At 69.3% G+C, this 17148-nt stretch carries 12 protein-coding genes, 1 tRNA gene, 1 pseudogene and 1 riboswitch; of the genes and pseudogenes, 7 read left to right on the top strand and 7 right to left on the bottom strand.

Going from position 1 to position 17148, the window contains the following annotated elements; genetic code table 11:
- Positions 1-106 precede the first annotated feature (106 nt).
- On the top strand, positions 107-2539 hold the full coding sequence (locus tag B3Z70_RS01695; protein WP_292044486.1) for a membrane-bound PQQ-dependent dehydrogenase, glucose/quinate/shikimate family: 2433 nt from the start codon (positions 107-109) through the stop codon (positions 2537-2539).
- A 184-nt stretch (positions 2540-2723) separates the two neighbouring features.
- Here the strand turns inward: B3Z70_RS01695 and B3Z70_RS01690 are convergent, their stop codons facing one another.
- Positions 2724-3986, bottom strand: coding sequence for a glutamate-5-semialdehyde dehydrogenase (locus B3Z70_RS01690; RefSeq protein ID WP_292044484.1), 1263 nt, complete (start codon positions 3984-3986; stop codon positions 2724-2726).
- Positions 3983-5140 carry a glutamate 5-kinase gene (proB, locus tag B3Z70_RS01685; RefSeq protein ID WP_292023042.1) on the bottom strand — a complete coding sequence of 386 codons (1158 nt, stop codon included), beginning with the start codon at positions 5138-5140 and terminating at the stop codon, positions 3983-3985. The genes B3Z70_RS01690 and proB overlap by 4 nt, the downstream gene beginning before the upstream one ends.
- A gap of 67 nt (positions 5141-5207) precedes the next feature.
- Here proB and B3Z70_RS01680 point away from each other — a divergent pair, with 67 nt between their 5' ends.
- From B3Z70_RS01680 to B3Z70_RS01665, 4 genes are all read left to right on the top strand, one after another.
- Entirely contained in the window at positions 5208-5987 is a 780-nt protein-coding gene (locus tag B3Z70_RS01680; RefSeq protein WP_292044482.1) for a ZIP family metal transporter, read from the top strand.
- A gap of 417 nt (positions 5988-6404) precedes the next feature.
- Positions 6405-8642 (top strand): glycoside hydrolase family 3 N-terminal domain-containing protein, encoded by a 2238-nt coding sequence (locus tag B3Z70_RS01675; RefSeq protein WP_292023037.1) that lies wholly within the window; start codon positions 6405-6407, stop codon positions 8640-8642.
- A gap of 93 nt (positions 8643-8735) precedes the next feature.
- Positions 8736-9896: a glutamine-hydrolyzing carbamoyl-phosphate synthase small subunit gene (carA, locus tag B3Z70_RS01670; RefSeq protein WP_292023035.1), complete on the top strand. Its 1161-nt coding sequence runs from the start codon at positions 8736-8738 to the stop codon at positions 9894-9896.
- Positions 9897-9900: 4 nt separating this feature from the next.
- Positions 9901-10845 carry a hypothetical protein gene (locus B3Z70_RS01665; protein WP_292023033.1) on the top strand — a complete coding sequence of 315 codons (945 nt, stop codon included), beginning with the start codon at positions 9901-9903 and terminating at the stop codon, positions 10843-10845.
- Between the two features lie 10 nt (positions 10846-10855).
- Here B3Z70_RS01665 and galE read toward each other — a convergent pair.
- From galE to metX, 5 genes and pseudogenes are all read right to left on the bottom strand, one after another.
- Positions 10856-11845 (bottom strand): annotated as a pseudogene (galE, locus tag B3Z70_RS01660) (UDP-glucose 4-epimerase GalE); the annotation flags it as partial.
- 79 nt (positions 11846-11924) lie between these two features.
- Entirely contained in the window at positions 11925-12191 is a 267-nt protein-coding gene (locus B3Z70_RS01655; protein ID WP_292023031.1) for a hypothetical protein, read from the bottom strand.
- A gap of 217 nt (positions 12192-12408) precedes the next feature.
- Positions 12409-12483 (bottom strand) — tRNA-Glu (locus tag B3Z70_RS01650).
- A gap of 52 nt (positions 12484-12535) precedes the next feature.
- On the bottom strand, positions 12536-13717 hold the full coding sequence (metB, locus tag B3Z70_RS01645; protein WP_292023028.1) for a cystathionine gamma-synthase: 1182 nt from the start codon (positions 13715-13717) through the stop codon (positions 12536-12538).
- Complete coding sequence (gene metX, locus B3Z70_RS01640) at positions 13714-14769, bottom strand: homoserine O-succinyltransferase MetX (RefSeq protein WP_292023025.1); 1056 nt, start codon at positions 14767-14769, stop codon at positions 13714-13716. The genes metB and metX overlap by 4 nt, the downstream gene beginning before the upstream one ends.
- Before the next feature lie 80 nt (positions 14770-14849).
- A riboswitch (SAM riboswitch) is annotated at positions 14850-14962 on the bottom strand.
- A 187-nt stretch (positions 14963-15149) separates the two neighbouring features.
- Here metX and B3Z70_RS01635 point away from each other — a divergent pair.
- Together B3Z70_RS01635 and B3Z70_RS01630 are read left to right on the top strand one after the other, a co-directional pair.
- Positions 15150-15296 (top strand): hypothetical protein, encoded by a 147-nt coding sequence (locus B3Z70_RS01635; RefSeq protein ID WP_292023023.1) that lies wholly within the window; start codon positions 15150-15152, stop codon positions 15294-15296.
- A gap of 101 nt (positions 15297-15397) precedes the next feature.
- Complete coding sequence (locus B3Z70_RS01630; RefSeq protein ID WP_292023021.1) at positions 15398-17146, top strand: homoserine dehydrogenase; 1749 nt, start codon at positions 15398-15400, stop codon at positions 17144-17146.
- Positions 17147-17148: the final 2 nt, after the last annotated feature.

Here is a 17148-nt window from a genome sequence, read left to right as displayed (position 1 = left end):
CAGCGCTGGCCGTGCAACGGCGTTTGGTTCCTGTGGTGCGACAATAGGAACCGCACGGCCCCTGAAGCGTTGCCGGGGCTGCACACTCAGCGGAAGAGGCGCGATCATGCCACGATGGACAACCCCGACCGGGCTGGGAGGGTGGCTGACGCTGCTTCTCGGCCTGCTTCTGGCCGTGATCGGTCTGGTGCTGACCGTGGGCGGGGTTCAACTCGCCGCACTGGGCGGTTCCTGGTACTATCTGCTGGCGGGCGTGGCGCTGATCGCGTCGGGCTTTTTCCTTGTCTATCGCGACGTTCGCGGCGCCTGGATCTATGGCGCGACCTTCATCCTGACCCTGGTCTGGGCGCTGTGGGAGAAGGGTCTGAACGGCTGGGCCATGATCCCGCGTCTGGTCGGACCGCTGGTCTTGATGTTCCTGGTTCTGGCGACCCTGCCGGTGCTGCGTCCCGGTCGGGGCGGCGGCCGGACGGCGGGCGTCGGGGCCCTGGGCCTGGCGGTGCTGACGGTCGTGTTCGGCCTGGTGGTCGGACAGATCAACAAGCCCGGCGTCGACAGCCCCGTGCCCGGCGCGCGCGGTCCGTTCGGCGATCCGGCGCTGATCAAGGCCGGAATGGACTGGCCCGCCTATGGCGGATCGGACGCCGCCCAGCGATATTCGCCGCTGAACCAGATCAACAAGGACAATGTCGGCCAGCTGGAACGCGCCTGGACCTTCCGCACCGGCGACCTGCCGGGCCAGCGGTTCGGAGCCGAGACCACGCCGCTGAAGATCGCCGACACCATCTATCTGTGCTCGGCGCGCAACAAGATGTTCGCCCTGGACGCCAACACCGGCAAGCAGAAGTGGGCCTATGATCCCCAGGTGCCGGACGATCAGATCCCCTATACGGCCGCGTGCCGGGGGGTGACCTATTACGCCGTGCCGAACGCGGACCAGGCCCAGCCCTGCGCCACCCGCATCATCGAAGGCACGCTGGACGGCCGCATCATCGCCCTGGACGCCAGGACGGGCGTGCCTTGCCCCGCCTTCGGGACCAATGGGGCGGTCAGCATCAAGGAAGGGATGGGCGACCCCTATCCCGGCATGGTGTCGATCACCTCGCCACCCGTCATCGTGCGCGGGATCATCGTCACCGGCCACCAGGTCCTGGACGGCCAGAAGCGCTGGAACGCCTCCGGCGTGATCCAGGGCTATGACGCCGTGACGGGCCAGATGCGCTTCGCCTGGGACATGATGCGTCCCGAGACCACGACCACGCCGCCGGCCGGTCAGACCTACACCCCCGGCACGCCGAACATGTGGACGACGGCGACGGGCGACGAAGCTTTGGGTCTGGTCTATCTGCCGATGGGCAACTCGGCCGCCGACTATTATTCGTCGCTGCGCCGGCCGCAGGAGGATCAGTATTCCAGCGCCCTGGTCGCGCTGGACGTCACCACAGGCAAGCCGCGCTGGAGCTATCAGACCGTGCGCCGCGACGTGTGGGACTATGACCTGGGCTCGCAGGTGACGCTGGTCGACATGCCGACCGCAGGCGGGGTGACGCCGGCGGTGATCCTGCCGTCCAAGCGCGGCGAGATCTTCGTGCTGGATCGCCGCACGGGCCAGCCGCTGCACGGCGTTCAGGATCGTCCGGCCCCGCGCGGGGGCGTCGAACCGGCTCAGCGTGCGGCGACCCAGCCCTATTCGCTGTTCAATACCCTGGCCAAGCCCGATCTGCGCGAAGCCGACATGTGGGGGATGTCGCCGATCGACCAGATGATCTGCCGCATCCAGTTCAAGAAGGCGTCGTATCAGGGCCAGTTCACGCCCCCGACGGCGGATCGCCGCTTCATCGAATATCCGGGCTATAACGGCGGTTCGGACTGGGGCAGCGTGGCGCTGGATCCGCGTCGCGGCGTGATCGTCGCCAACTATAACGACATGCCCAACTACAACCGTCTGGTGCCGCGCGCCGAGGCCGACAAGCTGGGCTGGTTCCCGCGCGACGACCCCCGCTACATCGCCCGCGAGAAGGAACTGGCCAACCGGGGCGGCAACCTGTCCAAGGCCGAGGGCGCGGGCGACCCGCAGATGGGCGTGCCCTACGCCATCGACGTGAACGCCGGCTGGCGGATGCCCTTCACCGGCCTGCTGTGCAAGGAGCCTCCCTACGGCGGCATCCGCGCCATCGACGTGCAGAGCGGCAAGACCCTGTGGGACCGCCCGTTCGGCACGGCGCGCAAGAACGGGCCGTTCGGCATCCCCTCGATGCTGCCGCTTGAGATCGGCACGCCGAACAACGGCGGCTCGGTGGTCACGGCGGGCGGTCTGATCTTCATCGCCGCGGCGACCGACGATCTGATCCGCGCCATCGACATCGAGACGGGCAAGACCGTCTGGTCCGACGTCCTGCCCGCAGGCGGCCAGGCCAATCCGATGATCTACGAGCAGAACGGCCGCCAATATCTGGTGATCGTCGCCGCCGGCCATCACTTCATGGAGACGCCGGAGGGCGACTACGTGATCGCCTATGCTCTGCCGCAACGCGGCTGAGACGAAGCGTCAATCTCCCTCCCCCAGCGGGGGAGGGTGGTCGCGCCAGCGACCGGGTGGGGGCGGCTCGGAAACGAGCCGCCTTTTCTCGTTCATGCGTGTTTTGTGAGGCCGCCCCCACCCGGCCTCGCCTTCGGCTCAGCCACCCTCCCCGAACGGGGAGGGAGATGGTCAGATTATGATCTTACGGCCTGACCTGCCCTTGTCCCCGCACGACGTATTTGTAGGTGGTCAGCTGCTCCGCGCCGACGGGCCCCCGCGCGTGCAGGCGGTTGGTGGAGATGCCGATTTCGCCGCCGAAGCCGAACTCTCCACCGTCGGCGAACTGGGTCGAGGCGTTGATCAGGACGATGGCGCTGTCGATCTTTGAGGCGAACCGTTCGGCGGCAGCTTGGTCGGTCGCGACAATGGCCTCGGTGTGGCCCGAGCCGTAGCGGGCGATGTGATCGACGGCGGCGTCCATATCCTCGACGATGCGGACGGCCAGGATCGGCGCCAGATATTCGGTCAGCCAATCGCTCTCGTCCGCCGGGACCATGCCGGGCACAAGGGCTTGCGCCTCGGCGTCGCCGCGCAGTTCGCAGCCGGCGGCGATCAGGTCGGCGGCGACGGGGGGCAACAGACGCTGGGCCGCCGCCCGGTCCACCAGCAGGGTCTCGGTCGCGCCGCACACCGAGACGCGGCGCATCTTGGCGTTCAGGACGATGGCGCGGGCGGTCTCCAGATCGGCGGACGTGTGCAGATAGGTATGGTTCAGCCCCTCCAGATGGCTGAGGACCGCCGTGCGCGCCTCGGCCTGGACGCGGGCGACCAGGCTCTTGCCGCCACGCGGCACGATGACGTCGATGGTCCCCTCCAGCCCGGTCAGCATCAGGCCCACGGCCTCGCGGTCGGGGGTGTCGACCAACTGGATCGCGTCGGCGGGCAGGCCGGCCTCGGCCAGGGCTTCGGCGATCAGGGCGGCGATGGCCAGGGACGATTGCAGACAGTCCGAGCCGCAGCGCAGGATGGCCGCATTGCCCGAACGGATGCACAGGGCGGCGGCGTCCGCCGTCACATTGGGCCGGCTCTCATAGATCACGCCCAACACGCCGATGGGGGTGCGGACGCGGGCGATGTCCAGGCCGTTGGCGGGGGTCCAGCGTTCGGTCTCCACCCCCAGAGGATCGGGCACGGCGGCGATGATCGCCACGGCCTGGGCCATGCCCTCCACGCGGGCGGGCGTCAGAAGCAGGCGGTCGATCTGGGCCTCGGCCATGCCATTGGCGCGCGCGGCGTCCACGTCGCGGGCGTTGGCGGCCAGAAGCGCGGGCTCGGCCGCCTTCAGCTTTTCGGACAGCAGCTCCAGCGCGCGGGTGCGGGCGGCGGCGGGGGCCTCGCGCAAGGCTGCGGCGGCGGCGCGGGCGCGGCGGCCCAGGTCGAGCATTCGTGCGGTCAGGTCGGTCATCGGTCAGCCAGAACCATGTCGTCTCGGTGGATCAGGACGGAGGCCCCGCGATAGCCGAGGATGGCCTCGATCTCATCGCTGCGGCGTCCGCGAATACGGGCGGCGTCTTCGGCGGCGTAGGCGGCCAGCCCCACCCCGACCGGCAGGCCGGAAGGGTCGGTCAGGCGCACGCAGTCGCCCTTTTCGAAATCGCCGGATACGGCGGTGACGCCTGCGGGCAGCAGGCTCTTGCCCGCCTGCAAGGCGGCGACGGCCCCGGCGTCCAGCCGCAGTTCGCCGGCGGGCGACAGACTGCCGGCGATCCACTGTTTATAGGCGGCCATCGGACCATCAGGCGCGGCGATCAGGGTGGCCCGCGCGCCGTCGCGGATGGCGGTCAGGGGCGACAGGGTCTGGCCCGAGGCGATGATGGTGGCGCAGCCGGCGGACCGGGCGATCTGGGCCGCCGCCAGCTTGGTGGCCATGCCGCCCGTGCCGACGCCTGCATCGGCGTTTGCGCCCCCGCCCATGGCCAGGATGTCAGGGCTGAGCGTCTCGATCAGCGGAAGATGGGCGGCGTTCGGATCACGACGCGGATCGGCGGTGTAGAGGCCGTCCACGTCCGACAGCAAAATCAGCAGGTCCGCCCGCGCCAGCTGGGCCGTGCGCGCGGCCAGCCGGTCGTTGTCGCCGTAACGGATTTCCTCGGTCGCCACCGTGTCGTTCTCGTTGACGATGGGGACGACGCCGTGGGCCAGAAGCGCCTGGACGGTGGCGCGGGCGTTCAGCCATCGCCTGCGGCGTTCGGTGTCGTCGCGCGTCAGCAGCACCTGACCGGCGACCAGGCCGTGCGGCGCCAGGGCCTCGGACCAGGCGGCCATCAGCAGCGACTGCCCGACCGAGGCCGCCGCCTGCTTGTCCTCCAGCCGCGCGCCCAGATCGGGCAGCCGGCCCCGGCCCAGGGCGATGGAGCCGGACGAGACGACGATGACCTCGCGCCCCTCGGCCCGCAGCGCGGCCAGATCCGAGGCGATGGCGGCCAGCCAGTCGCGCGTCGGCCGGCGCGTGGCGGCGTCGATCAAAAGGGAGGATCCGATCTTGACCACGACCCGCCGCGCGGCGCCCAGCGCCGACGCAGCGTTCGGGCCGGCGGGGAGGGCGGCGCGCTGGGACATGAAGCTTTCTCTAACGCCACGGTTCGGGCTTGTCTCTTGCTGTGTCTCGCCCCAATGCAGACGGATGATGGAATCCCTTTCCCCGATCGCCGCAGGCGGTCTCGGCAGCCTGGCGGCGGGCATGATGACGGCGGTGGGGGCCGTGCCGCTGCTGTTCTTCCGCAAGGCGGGGGTCCAGACCCAGAGCGCCCTGTTGGGCTTCGCCGCCGGGGTCATGCTGGCGGCCTCCTTCTTCTCGCTGATCATTCCGGGCGTTGACGTGCTGCAAGCGGGCGGCGCGGGACAGGCGATGGCCGCCGGGGTCATGGCGACGGCGGTGCTGATCGGGGCGGCGGTGATCGGCCTGATGAACCGGTTCGCGCCGGTGGACATGTTGGCCATCGGCCCGGCGGGATCGCGCGACCTGTCGCGGCGCATCTGGCTGTTCATCATCGCCATCACCCTGCACAACTTCCCCGAAGGCGCGGCGGTAGGCGTCAGCTTCGGCGGCGGCGACGTTCATCAGGGCCTGTCCACCGCCATCGGCATCGGCATCCAGAATATGCCCGAGGGGCTGGCCGTCTCGGCGGCGATGGCGACCCTGGGCTATGGGCGCTGGCCGGCCTTCCTGGCGGCGCTGGCGTCGGGCCTCGTCGAGCCGGTCGGCGGGCTGATCGGGGCCAGCGTGGTCGACCTGCTGCCCGGCGCCCTGCCCTGGGGCCTGGGTCTGGCGGCCGGGGCAATGATCTATGTCGTCACCGCCGAGATCATTCCCGAGACGCGCGAGAAGTCCAAGGGCGAGGGCTCGATGATCGGGCTGATGATCGGCCTGGTGGGGATGATGTTCCTGGACATCGCCCTGGGATAGGCGGGGCGAGGCGGGCAGTGGTTGTGTCCGCAGTCGTCATTCCGGGGCGGCCACAGGCCGAACCCGGAAGCCAGGAGGATGTCATCCGACCCGTGACGCATTTGGCGTGGCGACTGTGGCCCTGGGTTCCGGGTTCTTCGCTGCGCTCAGCCCCGGAATGACGACAGAGCAATGGCGGCCATGTCGATCACGGCGCTGAAACCGACCTTGATCGGGCGGGCGGCCGTTACATCATTTACATCGTCGTCGGGGGTTGAAGCGGTCGGTCGCCAGAGGCTAGGCGTCTGGGCTTCGCTGCTCGATCTCGTCCCTGAAGGAGCGCCACTGTTGACGCGACCTCTCAAGCCTGCGGCTTCCCGTAGAAATTTCTTGTCTGGCCTGGGGCTTTTGGCCCTGATGGGCGCCGGAGTCTTCCCCATGCCTGTTTCCGCCCAAGCGTCCCGCACCATCGCCCGTCACCGCCAGAGGATCGAGGATCTGATCGCGGCCATGACGGTCGAGGAAAAGGCCGGGCAGCTGAACCTGCTGGCCGATCCGTTCCGTTGGATGCCGACGGCGGTGAACCCGCTGGACGGCACGGGCGATCCCGCGCGCGTCACCGCCCTGATCCGCGAGGGCAAGGTCGGGTCGCTGTTCAACGGCATCGGCGCCGAGGCGGGCCGTCGCATCCAGCAGGTGGCGATGGAGGAAAGCCGGCTGAAGATCCCGCTGCTGTTCGCCGCCGACGTGATCCACGGCCTGTCGACCATCTTCCCCGTGCCCCTGGCCGAGGCGGCGGCGTTCGACACCGAACTGGCCTACCGGACCGCGCGCGCGGCGGCGGTGGAGACGGCGGCCTCGGCCGTTCATCAGACCTATGCGCCGATGGTGGACGTGGCGCGCGACCAGCGCTGGGGCCGCAACGTCGAGGGCGCGGGCGAGGACGTGCTGCTGAACAACCTGCTGGCCGCGGCCCGGGTGCGCGGCTTCCAGGGCGAAAAGGGTCTGGACGACCGCGACGCCGTCCTGGCCACCGCCAAACACATGGCGGCCTATTCCGCCGCCGTGGGCGGGGTCGAATACAACACCACCGACATGAGCGAGCAGACGCTGCGCGGGGTGTTCCTGCCGCCGTTCAAGGCGTCGGTGGACGCCGGCGCCCTGTCGATCATGAGCGCCTTCAACGACGTGAACGGCGTGCCGGCCTCGGGCAGCCGCAAGCTGTTGACCGACATCCTGCGTGGGGAATGGGGCTTCGAGGGCTTCGTGGTCTCGGACTACACCTCCGAGCAGGAACTGGTGGCCCACGGCTTCGCCGAGGACGGCCGCGACGCCACGCGCCTGGCCTTCAACGCCGGGGTGGACGTGTCGATGGTGTCGGGCCTGTATATGGAGCATCTGCCCGGCCTGGTGGCCTCGGGCGAGGTGTCGATGGCGCGTCTGGACGAGGCGGTGCGCCGCGTCCTGACCACCAAGGCGGCGCTGGGCCTGTTCGACGACCCCTATCGCGGCACCGACGCCGCGCGCGAAAAGGCCGTGGTCGGATCGCGCGAACACATCGAACTGTCGCGCGAGGCGGGCCGCAAGTCGGTGGTGCTGCTGAAGAACGACCAGGACCTGCTGCCGCTGGACAAGGGCCGCAAGATCGCCCTGGTCGGCCCGTTCGCCGACGACGTGGACAATGTGTGGGGGCCGTGGACCATCTGGGGCGCGCCCGAGCGACGAGTCTCGCTGGAGACCGGCTTCCGCGCCGCCATGCGCGATCCGCAGAACCTGACCATCGCGCGCGGTTCAGGGGTGGAGACGCCGCTGGACGGCGGGATCGAACAGGCCATAGCCGCCGCCCGCGACGCCGAGGTCATCGTCCTGGCCATCGGCGAGGCGACCAATATGTCCGGCGAGGCCCAGTCGCGCACCGAGATCGTGGTGCCGGCCCCGCAGATGGCCCTGGTCGACGCCATGGCGGCGCTGGGCAAGCCCATGGTCGTCCTGTTGCGCAACGGCCGGGGTCTGGCGCTGGAGGGCAATGTCAAGAACGCCCAGGCCATCGTCGTGACCTGGTTCCTGGGCGAACAGATGGGCCATGCGGTCGCCGACGTGATCTTCGGCGATCACGGCCCGTCCGCCCGCCTGCCCGTCAGCTTCCCGCACAAGTCGGGCCAGCAGCCCTATTCCTACGACCGCAAGACGACCGGCCGCCCGGCCAATCCCGATCTGGCGACCGAGGAGTACAAGTCCCGCTATCGCGAGACGACGAATACGGCGCTTTATCCGTTCGGCTATGGCCTGACCTATGGGGCGATCACATACGGGCCGATCGAGATGGCGACGGACCAGCTGCCCTGGGCCGGGACGCTGGAGGTCGCGGTCACCGTGACCAATAACGGACGACACGCGGCCGAGGAGCTGGTGCAGCTCTATATCCACGACCGGGTGGCCAGCCTGACCCAGCCAAGTCGGCTGCTGAAGGACTTCAAGCGGGTGGCCTTGCGCCCCGGTGAGAGCCGCAAGGTCGGCTTCACCCTGAACGCCCGCCAGCTGGGCTTCATCGGGGCGGACGAGACCTATCGGATCGAGCCGGGCCTGTTCGACATCTGGCTGGCGCCCCACGCCCAGGGCGGCGCGACGGCGACCTTCCAGCTGGTCGGGCCGGCCTCCATCAGCGATGGGCGTTGAGCCGTGGTTGACGGCGCGGGCGGCAGGGCCTAACGACCCCGCCGTTTGCGTCCCGCCCCGGTTCGGGCAGGATTCGGTTTTAGGAGCGCGCCCATGACGACCAAGATTCTTCCGGGCGCGACGGGCGTCCTCGCGCTCGCGGACGGCACCATTCTGCAGGGCGTCGGCGTCGGCGCGGTCGGTTCAGCCCTGGGCGAGGTGGTCTTCAACACCGCCATGACCGGCTATCAGGAAATCCTGACCGACCCGTCCTACATGAGCCAGATCCTGGCTTTCACCTTCCCGCACGTCGGCAATGTCGGCACCAACGTCGAAGACATCGAACAGATGGGCGGCGGGTCCGACACCTCGGCGCGCGGCGCCATCTTCCGCGACGCACCCACCGATCCGGCCAACTATCGCTCGGACGCCAGTTTCGACGACTGGATGAAGCGGCGCGGCGTGGTGGGTCTGGCGGGCGTGGACACTCGCGCCCTGACCAAGATCATCCGCGACAAGGGCGCGCCCCATGCGGTGATCGCCCACGATCCCGATGGCAATTTCGACCTGGACGCCCTGGTCGCCCAGGCCAAGGCGTGGACCGGCCTGGTCGGTCTGGACCTGGCCAAGCCCGCTTCGACGCTGCAGGCGTTCGAATGGGACGAGGGGCTGTGGGAATGGCCGGAAGGTCATCCGAAGACCGAGGGCCGCAAGGCCGTGGTGGTCATCGACTATGGGGTGAAGCGCAACATCCTGCGCGCCCTGGCCTCGACCGGCGCCCGGATCACCGTGGTTCCCGCCACGACGACGGCGGAAGAGGTGCTGGCCCGCAATCCCGACGGCGTGGTCCTGTCCAACGGTCCGGGCGATCCGGCCGCGACCGGCGAATACGCCGTGCCGGAAATCCAGAAGCTGGTCGCCAGCGGCAAGCCCCTGATGGGCATCTGCCTGGGCCATCAGATGCTGGCCCTGGCCCTGGGCGCCAGGACGGTGAAGATGGAGCAGGGCCACCACGGCGCCAACCATCCGGTCAAGGACCTGACCACCGGCAAGGTCGAGATCGTGTCGATGAACCATGGCTTCACCGTGGACCGCGACAGCCTGCCGGACGCCGTGACCGAGACCCACGTCAGCCTGTTCGACGGCACCAACTGCGGCATCGCGGTCAAGGACAAGCCGATCTTCAGCGTTCAGCACCACCCCGAGGCCTCGCCCGGACCGACCGACAGCCTTTATCTGTTCGACCGGTTCGCCGAACTGATGGGCGACCGCTGAGACCATGAAACAGGGGGCGGCGCGGTCGGACTATCTGGACTGGCTGGCCCAGGCGCTGGCGGCGACGGAAGAATTCGCGCCCCTGCCCGACGGCGATGCCGTGGTCGGCTACGCCACCGGATACGACGCCGCCGACATCGCCCCCTTCGTGACCTCGCTGCGGGCCGTGTTCGACGGGTCGGTCGCCCTGGTGGTGGACCGGGACGCGGACCTGCGCGCCTTTCTGGCCCAGCATGATGTGATGGCCGTGGATGCGCCGGTCTGGCGCGGCTGGGCGCCCCATCCGGTGATGCAGCGGTTCGTCGCCTTTGCGGGCCTGCTGGGCGACCGGCCGGGCGTCGCCCTGGCCTGCGACGTGCGCGACGTGATCTTCCAGGCCCCGCCGTTCGAGCCCGCGCCGCAAGGGCTGGAGGCCTTCGTGGAGGCGGACGGGCCGCTGGCCGACCACGCCTTCAACATGAAATATCTGCGCGCCCTGTTCGGTCAGGCTCAGGCGGACCGGATGGCGGACAAGTCGTGTCTGTGCGTGGGGACGCTGGTCGGGCCGCGCGCGGAGGTATCGCGCCTGTCGCGGTTGATTTTGACGCTGGCGTCCGCGCCGCGTTCGGAGATCGGCGGGGCGTTCGGCGCCGATCAGGCGGCCTTCAACCTGGCCATCCATCAGGGCCTGGTCGCGGCGACGGTGCGGGGCAACTACGGCCGGGTGGCGACCCTGGGCCTGACGCCCGGCGAGCGGCTGAGGTTCGAGGACGGCAAGGTGGTCAATCCCGACGGCGGGATCAGCCCCATCGTCCATCAGCACGACCGCCATCCGCATCTGGACGCGCCGGTCCATGCGCGTTGGGGCGCGGGACTGGAGCATCGCAAGCGGGTGCGGCCGAAATCCGCAGGCCAGAAGCTGGAAAAGCTGAAAGCCTCGCTGCGCCGCCGGATGCCCGAACTGCGCTGAGGCGACTGTGCCAGGCCCAGGCGCTGGCGACGATGGCGGACAGGTCGGACCGACGCGGCTCGAACCCCAGGTCGCGGCGGGCCAGGGCGATGTCGGAAACCAGCTGCGCCGGATCGCCGGCCCGACGTTCGCCCGAGATGTCCGGCAGCCGCAGGCCGCTGTGGCGCATGATCGCCGCCAGCACCTGACGCACCGAATGGCCCTGTCCGGCGCCGAGATTGTAGGCCGCAAAGCCGCTGCGTCCCCGCAGCAGTTGCGCCAAGGCCGACAGATGGCCCTGGGCTAGGTCGGACACATGGACATAGTCGCGGACCGCCGTGCCGTCCGGCGTGGGATAGTCGGTTCCATGGACGGCGAAATCGTCGACGCCGCCCTTCAGGGCCATCATGGCGCGGGGGATCAGATGGGTTTCGACCGGCCGGTCCTCGCCGATCAGGCCGCAGGCCGAGGCCCCGCAGGCGTTGAAGTAGCGCAGGGCGACGACGTTCAGGCCGTGGGCGGCGCTGGCGTCGGCCAGGATCTGCTCGCACCCTAGTTTGGAGCGGCCATAGGGGGTGACGGGCGCCGGCGCCTGCCGCTCCGTGATGGGCCCCGCGCCGGGGTCGCCATAGACGGCGCAGGTGCTGGAGAAGACGAGGCTGTTCACGCCCGCCGCCCGCATCCCGCCCAACAGGCCGAACAGCCCGCCGACATTGTTGCGATAGTAGTCCAGCGGCGCCCGCACCGATTCCGGCACGACGGAGGAGGCGGCGAAATGCAGGACGGCGCGGATGTCATGCTCGACCAGGGTCCGACGCACCAGTTCGGCGTCCCAGACATCGCCCTGAATCAGCGGACCCCAGCGCACGAAGGCGCGGCGGCCGGTCGACAGATTGTCCATGACAATGGGGCGATATCCGGCGGCGGCCAGGGCCTCGCACACATGGGCGCCGACATAGCCCGCGCCCCCCGTGACCAGGATCGCCTTTCGGACGGAAGGTGTCGCGACGCCAGAGCCCATGACCGTCGTTGTCGGACATCACAGGGCGCCTGAACAACCCCTGATAACAGACAAAGTCATCTGAGGTAGATAAAGGGTGTCAGGGCAGGGGCGAGAAGCTGCGTTCCTCGCGCAGGGCGCTGGCCTTTCTGACGGCGATCGGGGCGGCGTGAAGCCAGTAGTCGGCGTCGTCGAGCCGATGCTCGCGACGGCGTTCCAGCCCGCGCAGGCGGCGCAGAGCGGCGTTTTCGAGAAGGCGCGCATGAAGGGCGCGAGGCGACAGTTCGGCGATGGCGGGAGAGCCGGGGACGGCGACGGCGTCGGGGCCTTGGGGCTCCACCGCCGGGCGGGCGATGGCGATAAACATGACGATCTCGGTGCGGGAGGGGGAGGGCGCTTCTGCGCCGCGTTCACGGTGAATTAACCACAGTCTCTGTGGATAGTTCCTGAGTGCGTCCGAAAAAAGTCCATGAATCGAATGGCTTACCGCCGCGATCCGAACATAGTGATTACCAGAAGGTTAATCCGGGGGCGGAGCGTTCGCTCCACGCGGCGGATCGGAAAGGTGGTGGAGGCGTCGCCGGTGGCAGTCCCTAGGGGAGTCGAACCCCTCTTTTCAGGTTGAAAACCTGACGTCCTAACCGATAGACGAAGGGACCGCGGCCGGGGCGGCGCATTTGCCCCGGTTCGGTCCCCTCTGCAAGCGAAAACTTATGCGGCTTCCGCCTTGGCGGGCGCCAGGGCGTCCAGCGCCGGGAACAGGTCGGCGATCAGGTCCTCGACGTGCTCCAGCCCGACCGACAGGCGGACCAGACCGTCGCCGATGCCGGCGGTGGCGCGCTGCTCCGGCGTCATGGCGGCGTGGGTCATGGTGGCGGGGTGGGCGATCAGGCTTTCGACGCCGCCCAGCGATTCGGCCAGGGTGAAGATCTCCAGCGTCTCGACCAGATCGCGCACGGCCTCGGTCCCGCCTTCCAGCTCGAAGCTGAGCATGGCGCCGGGGCCAGCCTGCTGGGCGGCGACCAGGGCATGGCTGGGGTGCGACTTCAGACCCGGATAGTGGACGGCCTTGACCGCCGGGTGGGCGTTCAGAAGCTCCGCGATCTTGCTGGCGGTGGCCTGTTGCCGTTCGATACGGGCGAACAGGGTCCGCACGCCGCGCAGGGTCAGATAGGCGTCGAAGGGCGAGCCGGTCACGCCGGTGCAGTTGGCCCACCAGGCCAGGGTTTGATGATCCTCGGCGTCGGCCGAGATGACCGCGCCGCCGACCACGTCGGAATGGCCGTTGATGAACTTGGTCGTCGAGTGGACCACGAAGTCGGCGCCCAGCTTGATCGGGTTCTGCAGCGCTGGCGACAGGAAGGTGTTGTCGCAGACGACCTTGGCGCCCGCCGCATGGGCGCGGGTGCAGATGTCGGCGACATCGACCAGGCGCAGCAGCGGGTTGGACGGGGTCTCGACCAGAACCAGCTTGGGCTTCAGCGCCAAGGCGGCCTCGAAGGCGACGGGATCGCCCTGATCGACCAGCAGCAGTTCAAAATGCCCCTTCTTGGCGCGGGCGTTCAGCAGGCGGCAGGTGCCGCCGTAACAGTCGTGCGGCGCGATCAGCAGATCGCCCGGCTCCAGCAGGGCCAGGGGCAGGTCGACGGCGGCCATGCCGGTGGCGGTGATGACGGCGCCCGCGCCGCCTTCCAGCTCGGTCAGGGTCTCGGCCAGGACGTCGCGGGTAGGGTTGCCCGAGCGGCTGTAGTCGTACTTCCGCTTCTGCTCGAAGCCGGCGAAGGAATAGTTGGACGACAGATAGAGCGGCGGCATGACCGCGCCGTGGGCCGTGTCCGAATCCACGCCCGTGCGGGCGGCGATGGTGTGCGGATTGGCGGGACGGGAAGTCATGCTTTGATGTCCTTGAAGGCGGCGCGGAGGATGTCGCCGACGAAGGCGTCCTCCTTCAGAAAGGCGTCGTGGCCAAAGAGGGAGGGCGCCTCGACGAAGCGCCACAGGGTCGGCAACCGCGCGGCCAGTTCGCGGATGTCGTCGATCGGGACTAGACGGTCGGAGGTGAAGCCGATCAGGGTGACCGGGGTCTTGATGGCCTCGGGGGTCACGCTGTGGCGATCCAGGGAATCGGACATCGACAGCCAGCGGGCCGGGGTGGTGTGGGTGCGGTAAGCCTGGCCCCGCGCCGTCAGATAGTCGCAGACGGGATAGGCGCCGCCGACGGCCGTGGGCGCGGTGGTCTCGAACCGGTCGTGGAACTCCTCGGCCGTGCGATAGGTGGTCATGGCCAGTTCGCGGGCCAGGGCGACGCCTTCCTCCGGGCGGCCGGCTGCGACGGCGAACTGCAGGATGCGGCGCTGGATGCCGCGCCAGGCGGTGGCCTGGGGATGGGCGCGGTGTGCGGCGGACACCACGATCAGCTGTTCGGCCCAGTCGGGGAACAGTTCGGCGAAGGCCAGGCCGACCATGCCGCCGTAAGAGCAGCCGACGAAGGCGGCGACCCGCTCGATCCTCAGATGGTTCAGCACCAGGGCCAGCAGGCGCGCCTGGTCGTGGGTGGTGATGGTGACGGGCGCAGCCAGGAACTCGGCGCCGGGGGCGAAATCGACGGCCAGAACCTGGAATCGGCTCAGGTCGATGGGGCCGCGCACCGACACGGCGCCCGACCACCAGCCCAGGCCGTTGGTCTCGGTGCGGTGAACGAAACGCCCGGCCGAAATGCCGCCGGCGACGACGACGACAGGCGCCCCGACGCGGCCGTGCAGACGACCCACGATATTGGGTTGGTTCAGCTTTTCGCCCGAAGCCAGGCGGAAGTCGGCGGGGATGGGCACGATGACGTCGCGGGCGCCGCCGCGTTCGCGCGTCGGTTCGCGCACAACCGGCGTGTCGATCGGCTGGGGCCGACAGAAGGGCTCTTCAAGCAGGGATGTTTCAGCCAGGGTCATCAATCGTCGTCCGCATCGTTCTCGCCTCAGCAAGGTCTCGATGCGGTGACAGATCGTGGAGCGTCGCCTCGTCGATGCTCCACTCATCTCTCGCGGCCCGAAGGACCCCGCAGGAGTTGGCACCGTTTCGGGCGGAACCCGATGGTTGCCCCGGCGTCAAAGGGCCTAATCCCTCAGCCGGTCTTGATGAGTGACTTTACGTTGATCAAACAGGCGGCGCCGGTCAAGCGGAAAATTCCACCTATATGCGGGCGTGGCATGACCGCATCGGGTGTGAAACGGGCCGAAATCGCCTTGTCGTGAAAAAATCATCCAAGGGCGCTTGACAGACCGGGGGTGCGCCAATCACCCTAGGCGAAGATTTCAACCGGACCTGTCCCGTGCTGCAGCGCTCGTTCATCGCCGAAGTTTCCACCGTCGCCGGCGCCGCCGCGACGGTCTTCGGCATGGGCGCGATCCTCGGCGGAACCATTATCGGCGGCACGACCGGCGCCACCACCATGCCCAGTCGGGCGGGACGAGTTTAGCACGCCGAACACAGGCGAACGCAGAACCCGAACCCCGCCCGGTCCGCCAGGCGGGGTTTTTCTTTTCACCCCACGCTCCCCACAGAAATCCGAGAACCCCGATGTCCGCCTCCCTCGCCGTCGTAGAGAAATCCGAACCGCTCGATCCCGATTGTCGGCTCGCCGCCGATCCCGCGCCCGAGGTGGTGGTGCTGAAGTTCGGCTCGTCCATCCTGCGCAGCCCGGCGGAGGCGCCGCTGGTCGCCTCGGCCGTCTATGGCCATGTGCGGGCGGGGCGAAAGGTGGTGGCGGTGGTCTCGGCCTTCGGCGGGGCGACGGATCGGCTGCTGGGCGAGGCGCGGGCGCTGGGCCTGGCCCATTCCAACGACCTCCTGCCCGGCTATGTGGCCCTGGGCGAGGAGAAGTCGGCGGCCCTGGTCGCCATCGCCTGCGACCGGATCGGCCTGGACGCCTGCGCCCTGTCGGTGCGCGAACTGGGCATCGTGGCGGAAGGCGAGCCGGAGCATTCGCGCCCCTGCGGCCTGCGGCCCGACCATCTGAAACAGGCGCTGGATCGGCACGAGGTGGTGGTGGTGCCCGGCTTCGGCGCCGTGCGGCCCGACGGGCGGGTGGCCCTGCTGGGACGCGGCGGATCGGACCTGACGGCGGTCTTCCTGGCGGCCGAGCTGGGGCTGAAGAAGGTGCGGCTGGTCAAGGATGTGGACGGTCTCTACGATCACGACCCCAACGACAAGACGGCCCCGGCCCTGCGTTATCGCCGCGCCTCCTGGGATGTGGCGCGCAAGCTGGGCGGCGCCCTGGTGCAGCACGACGCCATCGACCTGGGCGAAAGCCGGGGGGTGGAGATCGAGGTGGCGGCGCTTGATCGGGCCGACGGCACGGTGATCGGCGACAAGTCGGCGCCCCCCGGACCGGCCCCGGCCCTGCCGCCGCTGAAGGTGGCCGTCGCCGGCTGCGGCGTGGTGGGCGGCGGGGTCCTGGGCCGGCTGCTGGTCGATCCGCGATACGACGTGGTGGGCGTGCTGGTGCGTAATCCGAAGAAGCCGCGCGACGTGGCCTGTCCGCCCTCTCTGTTCACGGCCAGCGCCGATGAGCTGCTGTCACGCAAACCTGACATCGTGCTGGAGGCCCTGTCGGAAGGCGAGGCGGGCCATGCGGTGATCCGCGCCGCGCTGGAGGCCGGCTGCGACGTGGCCAGCGCCAACAAACAGGCGGTCAGCCGCGATCCCGGCGGGCTGCAGGATCTGGCCCGACAGCACGGCCGTCGCGTCTTCTGGTCGGCCTCGGTCGGCGGCGGGGCGCCGATGGTCGAGACGGTCCGCGCCGCCCGCGCGGCGGGCGAGGTGGTCGGCTTCGAGGCGGTGCTGAACGGCACGGTCAACTTCATGCTGGAGCGTCTGGGCGACGGCGCGGCCTTCGGCGAGGCCCTGGCCGACGCCCGCGCGGCGGGCTTCGCCGAGGAAGACCCCTCGTCGGACCTGGAAGGGCTGGATGCGGCGGCCAAGGTGCGGCTGCTGTGCCACGAGGCGTTCGGCCGGTCGCCCGATGGCGACGTGCCGCGCGACCACCTGACCGAGGCCACCTCCGCCGAGGGCGGGGTGCGCCAGATCGGCGCCGCCCATCTGAAGGACGGGGTGATCAGCCCGTCGGTGTCGTTGAACGCCGACCACGGCGATCCGCTGTTCTCCAACCTGTGCGGCGAGGGCAATGCGCTGAAGGTTTACGGCGCGGACGGTCGGGTCTGGCGCTGTCGCGGACGCGGCGCCGGGCGCTGGGCCACGACCGAGAGCATCATGGCGGACCTGGCCGAGATCGTGCGTGCGCGCCGCGCCGATGCGGGCCTGAACTAGGT

Source organism: Brevundimonas sp. UBA6550, from assembly GCF_002434505.1.
Taxonomy (GTDB): domain Bacteria; phylum Pseudomonadota; class Alphaproteobacteria; order Caulobacterales; family Caulobacteraceae; genus Brevundimonas.
The sequence above is the reverse complement of the archived record's forward strand: the minus strand, read 5'-3'. Positions and strand labels throughout refer to the sequence as shown.

Bases quoted from the DNA above. Each gene is read 5' to 3' on its own strand.
- B3Z70_RS01695 (WP_292044486.1), top strand. From the start codon at position 107: ATGCCACGATGGACAACCCCGACCGGGCTGGGAGGGTGGCTGACGCTG.
- B3Z70_RS01690 (WP_292044484.1), bottom strand. From the start codon at position 3,986: ATGACCGACCTGACCGCACGAATGCTCGACCTGGGCCGCCGCGCCCGC.
- proB (WP_292023042.1), bottom strand. From the start codon at position 5,140: ATGTCCCAGCGCGCCGCCCTCCCCGCCGGCCCGAACGCTGCGTCGGCG.
- B3Z70_RS01680 (WP_292044482.1), top strand. From the start codon at position 5,208: ATGGAATCCCTTTCCCCGATCGCCGCAGGCGGTCTCGGCAGCCTGGCG.
- B3Z70_RS01675 (WP_292023037.1), top strand. From the start codon at position 6,405: ATGCCTGTTTCCGCCCAAGCGTCCCGCACCATCGCCCGTCACCGCCAG.
- carA (WP_292023035.1), top strand. From the start codon at position 8,736: ATGACGACCAAGATTCTTCCGGGCGCGACGGGCGTCCTCGCGCTCGCG.
- B3Z70_RS01665 (WP_292023033.1), top strand. From the start codon at position 9,901: ATGAAACAGGGGGCGGCGCGGTCGGACTATCTGGACTGGCTGGCCCAG.
- B3Z70_RS01655 (WP_292023031.1), bottom strand. From the start codon at position 12,191: ATGTTTATCGCCATCGCCCGCCCGGCGGTGGAGCCCCAAGGCCCCGAC.
- metB (WP_292023028.1), bottom strand. From the start codon at position 13,717: ATGACTTCCCGTCCCGCCAATCCGCACACCATCGCCGCCCGCACGGGC.
- metX (WP_292023025.1), bottom strand. From the start codon at position 14,769: ATGACCCTGGCTGAAACATCCCTGCTTGAAGAGCCCTTCTGTCGGCCC.
- B3Z70_RS01630 (WP_292023021.1), top strand. From the start codon at position 15,398: ATGTCCGCCTCCCTCGCCGTCGTAGAGAAATCCGAACCGCTCGATCCC.